The 7,241-nt window shown below is 37.0% G+C and carries 6 protein-coding genes; 3 read left to right on the top strand and 3 right to left on the bottom strand.

Features of this window, described 5'->3' with window-relative positions:
- The first annotated feature begins 132 nt into the window (after positions 1-132).
- The 3 genes from KTG12_RS20675 to KTG12_RS20665 are packed head-to-tail and all read left to right on the top strand — an operon-like array spanning position 133 to position 3,327.
- A complete protein-coding gene (locus KTG12_RS20675) occupies positions 133-1,344 on the top strand; it encodes a tyrosine-type recombinase/integrase (protein ID WP_015532694.1) in 1,212 nt (403 codons plus the stop codon).
- Positions 1,341-2,288, top strand: a complete 948-nt coding sequence (locus KTG12_RS20670; protein WP_015532695.1) for a tyrosine-type recombinase/integrase — start codon at positions 1,341-1,343, stop codon at positions 2,286-2,288. Before KTG12_RS20675 ends, KTG12_RS20670 begins: the two co-directional genes overlap by 4 nt.
- The gene (locus tag KTG12_RS20665) at positions 2,272-3,327 is read left to right on the top strand and encodes a tyrosine-type recombinase/integrase (RefSeq protein WP_015532696.1); all 1,056 of its coding nucleotides are present in this window, start codon (positions 2,272-2,274) and stop codon (positions 3,325-3,327) included. Before KTG12_RS20670 ends, KTG12_RS20665 begins: the two co-directional genes overlap by 17 nt.
- 111 nt (positions 3,328-3,438) lie before the next feature.
- Here KTG12_RS20665 and KTG12_RS20660 read toward each other — a convergent pair whose 3' ends face one another.
- From KTG12_RS20660 to KTG12_RS20650, 3 genes are read right to left on the bottom strand one after another with little or no spacing between them, the layout of a single operon-like run.
- On the bottom strand, positions 3,439-3,960 hold the full coding sequence (locus KTG12_RS20660; RefSeq protein ID WP_009017581.1) for a toll/interleukin-1 receptor domain-containing protein: 522 nt from the start codon (positions 3,958-3,960) through the stop codon (positions 3,439-3,441).
- Positions 3,961-3,975: 15 nt separating this feature from the next.
- Positions 3,976-4,572 carry a TIR domain-containing protein gene (locus KTG12_RS20655; protein WP_008655066.1) on the bottom strand — a complete coding sequence of 199 codons (597 nt, stop codon included), beginning with the start codon at positions 4,570-4,572 and terminating at the stop codon, positions 3,976-3,978.
- An 8-nt stretch (positions 4,573-4,580) separates the two neighbouring features.
- On the bottom strand, positions 4,581-6,548 hold the full coding sequence (locus KTG12_RS20650) for a TIR domain-containing protein (protein ID WP_015532697.1): 1,968 nt from the start codon (positions 6,546-6,548) through the stop codon (positions 4,581-4,583).
- Positions 6,549-7,241: the final 693 nt, after the last annotated feature.

Genomic DNA, 7,241 nt, shown 5'->3' with positions numbered 1-7,241 from the left:
GCCATTATCAGAACTTTTAGGAATTTCCGATAAAATTATTCAATTGTTTAGCAATCATTTGTTTTGAGTCTTAATCAGTTCTGATTATATTCCGTCTATAATTGTAGAATAACATTCAAACAAGATGCGATTATGGACATATTTAATCTGAATGAAAAAGTCAAAGGGCTTGTTTCTTATTTACAAGACACAGGTTATTCAGCCATGTACATAGACTATGTGAAGAAAATGGCTGAGTGGTTATCGGGCAATTCCGAACATTACAAATGGAAGAGTCTCGCCGATGTTGAACCGACACTAAAAGAATTGTGGTCCAACAAGTATACTTGCAGAAACAAGGTACGCCTGTTACGTGTAATCTGCCAATATATCGAGAATGGATTATTACCCGACGGATGCAAACACTACATCAAACCTCACCATTACGAATTGCTTGGCGAAGAATACAGGAATGTAACGGACATGGCTTTCAACGTGGTAGACAGGCGTTGCAAATTTTCAACAAACGTGAAGTATGCGCTATCTTCGTTCTTCTTCCGGTTACAGGAAATGGGTGTGTATTCATTCGAATCAATAACAGAGGATGCGGTGTTGGAAGTGTTTTCCAAAGACGAAAAACAGAAGATGGGCCATTCGCTCAAATATTCGGTGGAGTATGGGCTGAAAGCCTGTTTGCCTTACTATGGCAAATCCGTTGAACGTATAATCGCATATCTGCCGGCCATACCCAACATGCGTAAGAACATTCAATACCTTACAGAGCAAGAACTGACGGCCATCAGGCATACCTTGGAGCACGACGGCACAATATCCCTGCAGGACAAAGCCATCATAACCTTGGCCATGTACACGGGATTGCGTGGGTGTGACATCTCAGCTCTCACGCTTGAGAACTTCGATTGGGAACACGACCTTATAAAAATCACACAGGCAAAAACGGGACAGCCCCTTACATTGCCGCTTCGCGCCGTAGTCGGGAATGCTGTCTTTGATTACCTGCTCAAAGAGCGTCCCCAATGCCCGGAACCATATGTTTTTCTCACAGTACACGTGCCACACAGAAGACTCCACACAAGCAATCTTGATGCCATATGCTCAAAAGTCATGTACAAAGCAGGAATAAGGCAAGGTGAAAATGAAAGAAAGAGCATGCACCTGTTTCGCCACCATGTAGCGACATCCCTGTTGCAGGGCGGTGTGCAACAGCCTGTTATAAGTGCCACCCTTGGCCATTCGTCCCCAAGCTCTCTCGACCGCTATCTCAGTGCGGAATTCAAACACCTGAAAGAGTGTTCGCTAAGCATCGAGGGATTCCCGGTTGGAAAGGAGGTGTTTGGCAGATGAAAACGACTTCATTCCTTTCCAACGCGATAGAAGGATACGTAAAATACCGCAAGGCTTCCGGGCGTGACAGCCACAGCTATATCAAGAACGTAATACTATTTGACCATTTTTGTGCGAGGGAATATCCCGGACAGATCGAACTATCCCAAGAAATCGTGGACAGATGGTGCAGGCAACGTCCATCTGAATGCACAAACTCTTGCGTGTCACGTGTATATCCTATTCTGGACTTCATCAAATACATGAACAAACGTGGAATGACAAAAATAGCCCTGCCAAAAGTGCCAAGGTCTGTGCCAAGAACTTATACGCCGCATCCTTTCACATATGATGAATTGAAACGCTTCTTCAATGCTTGCGACAACACAAAGCCAAGACGTGGCCGTCTCGCCACAATCCAACGCATGACACTGCCAGTATTCTTTCGCTTATTGTACAGTTCTGGGATGAGGACAACCGAAGCCATCCTGCTGGAACGTGATGATGTAAACCTTGAAAATGGCGTAATTTCCATCAAGCGAAGTAAAGGGCATGACCAACATTATGTCGTTCTCCATAATACAATGTTGGCTCTAATGCGTACTTACGACGAGAATATATCTAGGTTAGTACCGCACCGCAAAGTGTTCTTTCCGACACCGGATGACAAGTCTCACCCTTCTGTTTGGGTTACGTATCATTTTCGGGTGTTGTGGCAAAGTTGCAATTCATCCTACGCTATCCCATATGAGCTAAGACACAACTATGCCATAGAAAACATAAACAGCTGGACACACCAAGGATTTACCATCCATGACAAGTTGTTGGCTTTAAGCAAGAGCATGGGACACCGGCAAATAGAGAGCACGCTGGCTTATTATTCCTTGACCCCAGCGATTTCTGATATAATGGAATATACAGAGAATCAATTATTAAAATTAAAGACAGATGAAAAAGAAGATTAATCCGCAAGCAATGCAGATAGCTGATTATCTGCATGACTGGCTCGAACACTATGTCCCTTCAATCAAGGCATGCAGTCCTCACACAAAGAGAAATTATAAGATCTCCGTGAAACTCTATGTAGAATTCCTCAGAGTCATAAAAGGCACTACACCAGAAACATTAAGCGCAGAATGTTTCTGTATGGAATATATAATGGAGTGGATCATTTGGTTAAAGGAAAATAGGGGTTGCAGTCCAGCAACATGTAATGTAAGATTGTCAGCTTTGCGTGTTTTTCTGAAATATTTGTCGTTTAGAGATATATCCTATATGTCTGTTTTCTTACAAGCGGAAAATGTTCCAAATGAGAAAAACTCTAAAAGAAAGGTCATCGGGCTCAGTAAACAGGCTGTTGATGTATTGTTGTCCATGCCTAATCAAGGGAGTACTATAGGCTTTCGTGATTACACTCTGATGCTTCTCTTATATTCCACCGCTGTGCGCATCAACGAGCTTCTGACTCTGAAAATTAGCAATATTGTTATAGACTGTGTAAAACCTCACATAATAGTCATTGGCAAAGGAAGAAAGAAACGTCCGATTCCTCTTTTGGCCAAGCCAGCACAATGCTTGAAAAGGTATCTTATCAAATACCATCCGAAACAGAATGATGCAAATGCATTACTTTTCTGTTCTAAGAGCAAAGGCATATATGTCCCGATGTCCGCTGAAAACGTGAACAAGATGCTGAAAAAATATGCCACAATGGCTCATGAAAGGTGCCAAGATGTTCCTATGGATTTACATGCCCATCAATTTAGGCATGCCAAAGCTTCACACTGGCTTGAAAACGGGATGAACATAGCCCAAATCTCATACTTACTTGGGCATGAAAGTATTCAAACCACAATGGTATATCTTGATATAACCACAAAACAAGAAGAAAAAGCTTTGGAAACCCTTGAAGGCGAAAATCAAAAGAAAATGAGAAAAAAGTGGAAGACAGAGGAAGGAAAAGCAAATCTTGAAATACTTTTAGGACTTACAAAAACAAATTGAGTAGGAGAAATTTTACTTCTTCGTTTTCCTCTTACCCGATTAAGATATACAAGTACTGTTTGGTATATTATATAAACTTCCAGCAAGGTATTATACCTGCTGGAAGTTATGTTACAGTTCCCAATTAAGAACAGAGTCTAAAGGATGCTGAGATTGATATGCGGCAAATAATTTCCTCTCATTTATAAGCGTTGATTCATCTCGTTTTAACACATTAGAAATAAAGTTATTCAACGATTTTGTACCTCTTAGAATTGGAACGATTTGAAGATACTCGGGTAAGACTGATTGTGATATTTCTTTTAATGTTAACCCTACAACAGTTGTTCTATCATATCCATATCCAACTTCCCAAGGGATCCATTTTGAATCCAATGCATTTTGGGATAAAAGACATAACATGTGCGTGCTGTTTCTGATACCTGTTTTAATTGCACTTACAACCGAGTAAGGTCTCGTTCTGTCTATTTTTGTATCATATTCATCAAAATAGACATCAATACCAGAAGTAATAAAATAGTCTGCTATTTTTTTAGCAGTGTCCGCATCTCTTTTTTGGTGACTTATGAATATACATAAACCACTTCTTTGTGCAATGGAATTTTCGGTTAAATAAAATCTATTTAATGCCATAATCTATTATTCTACTTATCCATTTTTTTTACGCATTGGCCTTGATAAATCATAAGTGCAAGTGGCACGACTATTATATGCATTATCAATCATCTGTCTCAAAATATCTGGTGTTAGCTTATCCCAATTGATTACAGATATAAAGGCATTGGGTTCGAGCAAATTATCAATGATGCGTTCCGGTAAGTATGGATAACGCCTATGATACTCTTCTCGGCTATCAATAGACATCCATTGTGTCGTCTCTGGGTAGAACGTTTTCTCACTACTATGAGCGCATGTATAATATTCGCTTTTAACAGATGGTAGTAATATCACAATAATGCCGGACTTCTTATTCACCGTACCATCGTACATACTTGAATATAACTCCCAATCAATATGCTTGCGATTTTTTGTTTCAGTTCCTACAAGTAAAATGGTTACGGTTGTATCCTTCAAATGCTCGTCGCGTATATATTCGCGTATCTTTTGGTCGTCCCAATCTTCTGGAATCTCGCCCATGTCAACAGAGCCATCAATGAATACTTTATTTTTTTCAGCCCAACTAACCAAACCTTCTTTATATTTCTGGTCATTGGCATGATGAAAACTTACAAATACTTTATGCATAATTTATATTAATAGTTAAAAGCTTTATTAATACCCTTGAGAATCAATGATATTATCTCGGGAATATTAATAGAGTTGAATAAAATTTCATTTTCATCTTTATCAAGTCCATTTCTAAGAACCTGATAATCCTTATTTTCGAATTTCTTTAGTTCATCGTAATTTATCGTTGGCAGACAACTCATTTGGCAATATTCAATTAATTTTTTATAATCCTCATTGGTTTTTGCTTCTTCAAATAGTTTTTCTGCCGTAGTTTCACCTTTCATTAGTTTCACTATTTGTGCAGAAGCTCCACCAAATCCTCCTAATAAATAAATTGGATGTTTTTTCTGTATAGCACAAATCGCCTCTTCAAATATTCCGGCCATACGCCCCTTAAAATTGACAATTTTGCCACCCAAAACGATACGTGCATTAACATTCTCTTCCATTTCTTTACGCATAATAGATAAAGAATTTGCCCAAAGAAACATTTTGCTTGGCGTAGTTGGCTCAAAGAACTTCCCCTTATCCTCCTCACCTACACCTTTGGGTATTTCTGTTTTTACTATTTCCACACGGTCGTATTTAAATTCAGCGATGTCAGATTTTGAGAGCCTATTAAATATAGGCCAAGCAAAATAATTTGTGAAATAGATTGTACTTGGATCAGACTTTTCTTTTATGCCATACTGACATGAAAGATCGCATAAAAGTTTTGTGAAACCACCAATTCTAAGATCACCTCCATACACCAATTTAGCTCCAGTAACAAGCAGATGACGAGCTATTTCAACAGATAAATCATCAAACATGGCTTTGCCGATTCCTTTAGTTAAAGCCTCCGGAGTTTCCGAAATAGAAATTGCGATTTTCTTATCCTGTATCTTATTCATATTTGAATATAACTGACTCGGAGTAACAAAACTTGTAATCTTACCATTTTTATTCAAAACCTCCAACTCTTCACGACCTAACGGTGGTTCAGGATAGAGTATTGATTTTATATTATCTTCAATATTAATTAAATTCATTAATTCCGGAGGAACAGGAAGAATAGAAGTATTTTGCAAATCGCACTTCATTACCAATTGCTCAAGATATTCTTTCTCATAATATTGGTCTAACGCAGTACGTAGAAGCAAGATAATTACGTCATCCCATTTGCCATTAAATCTAATCTTTGGCATATTACCCAAATACGGGAATGTTCGAGAAGAAACTCCATTCAATACATTTACTAATATTGAAGGTACATTATTTTTCTTACCAGAGATAGCTTCAATTCGACACCATTCTCTTTCTGAATATGTATCAGATTCTATGATAACTAATAAGGATGAAGCTATACCTGACTGAATCTGTTGGGCAAATTGATGACCATCCAAAATATCATTAACATCGAAGAAAGAATCGAGTTTAGTATCTGAACGCAAATAATCTCTTAAAGAAATTGCCGTAGATTCACCTAAATGATCTTTATCCTTTTTAGAATGGCTAATGAATAATTTTAGCTTTTGCCCAACTTTATAAGACTTTAAATAGCGTAAAATGTTATCATAAAGTCTTATTTGAAATTCATGCCAATCAGTTTCAATATTCTCATTTTTCAAACAAATAAACTGTTCTTCTTGAAGAAGTGGGTTTATGTCGAAAGCATACTTGGATAGTTTGACGGCAAATATTTTTAGTGCCCCATTGTCTTCTTTTACTAATAATTCTTTTATATACTCATCCCATATAGTATTACAATACATATTGTCATCAACCAATAATATTGCAATAGTTTTATTACTGAAGTTTATATCTATCGGGGGAATTTGATTGGCCATATCCGTTCGAAAGAACACTGGTATATCAAGCCCATCTTCAAAAGGCCTACTTGAATTACGACACAGAAGATGGTAAATTTTCTCATATGTTTCGCTACCTTTAGTATTATCCTTGTCATACAAGACATATACAGAAAGAGGTGTTTTAAAATTAGAACTCATAAAACAAAAAATAGAAGTAATTTATACTTAAGTTAGAGTTTTAAATAAATATTAAAATGTTAAGATACAGCACGTAAGTGGAATCATTCATTAATATTATGGATGGTTAAACTCATGCATTATGAAAATTCCATGCCTATCAAATACAAAGATACAATAAAAAAGGAAAATTATCTCATATTTCCGATGCAAAATATGGTTATGTTATGTAAAGTTGATTCATTAGTAGTAAATGTCATTTTTCATACAAGCTCAAAACTATATGCCAACGTAACATCTTCTAAAAAATGCCAAGTAATAAAGAATTGACAATTTGATATGCCCGGTGTTATTGGAATGGGAGTTACGCAACGGCCTGAAGAATTGGTACAGAGTTCAACAGTCAAGAATGTGGGAAACAGAATACAACCTATGTGCTTTATTGGACAAATACTAGAAACTTCCACTGAGCAGTTTCTCTTTAGAAACAGGAGGTCAAATGCAATCAGAAAAATCATTAAGATATCCAAATTTACGAAAAGGACTATTGAGCAAATACAAACATTACAGCCTTATCTCCAAATTGATACAGAATATATTCTATACCCTGCATATTACGACCGTAAAAATAATCAGAACTTATTATATAAAAAAGATGCTGAATTTCAATATATTTAGAATGTCAAACAAAAAAATAAGAAAGTTCTGATAATG

The sequence above is a fragment of the Parabacteroides sp. MSK.9.14 genome (assembly GCF_019041495.1).
Classification (GTDB): domain Bacteria; phylum Bacteroidota; class Bacteroidia; order Bacteroidales; family Tannerellaceae; genus Parabacteroides; species Parabacteroides merdae.
The sequence above is the reverse complement of the archived record's forward strand: the minus strand, read 5'-3'. Positions and strand labels throughout refer to the sequence as shown.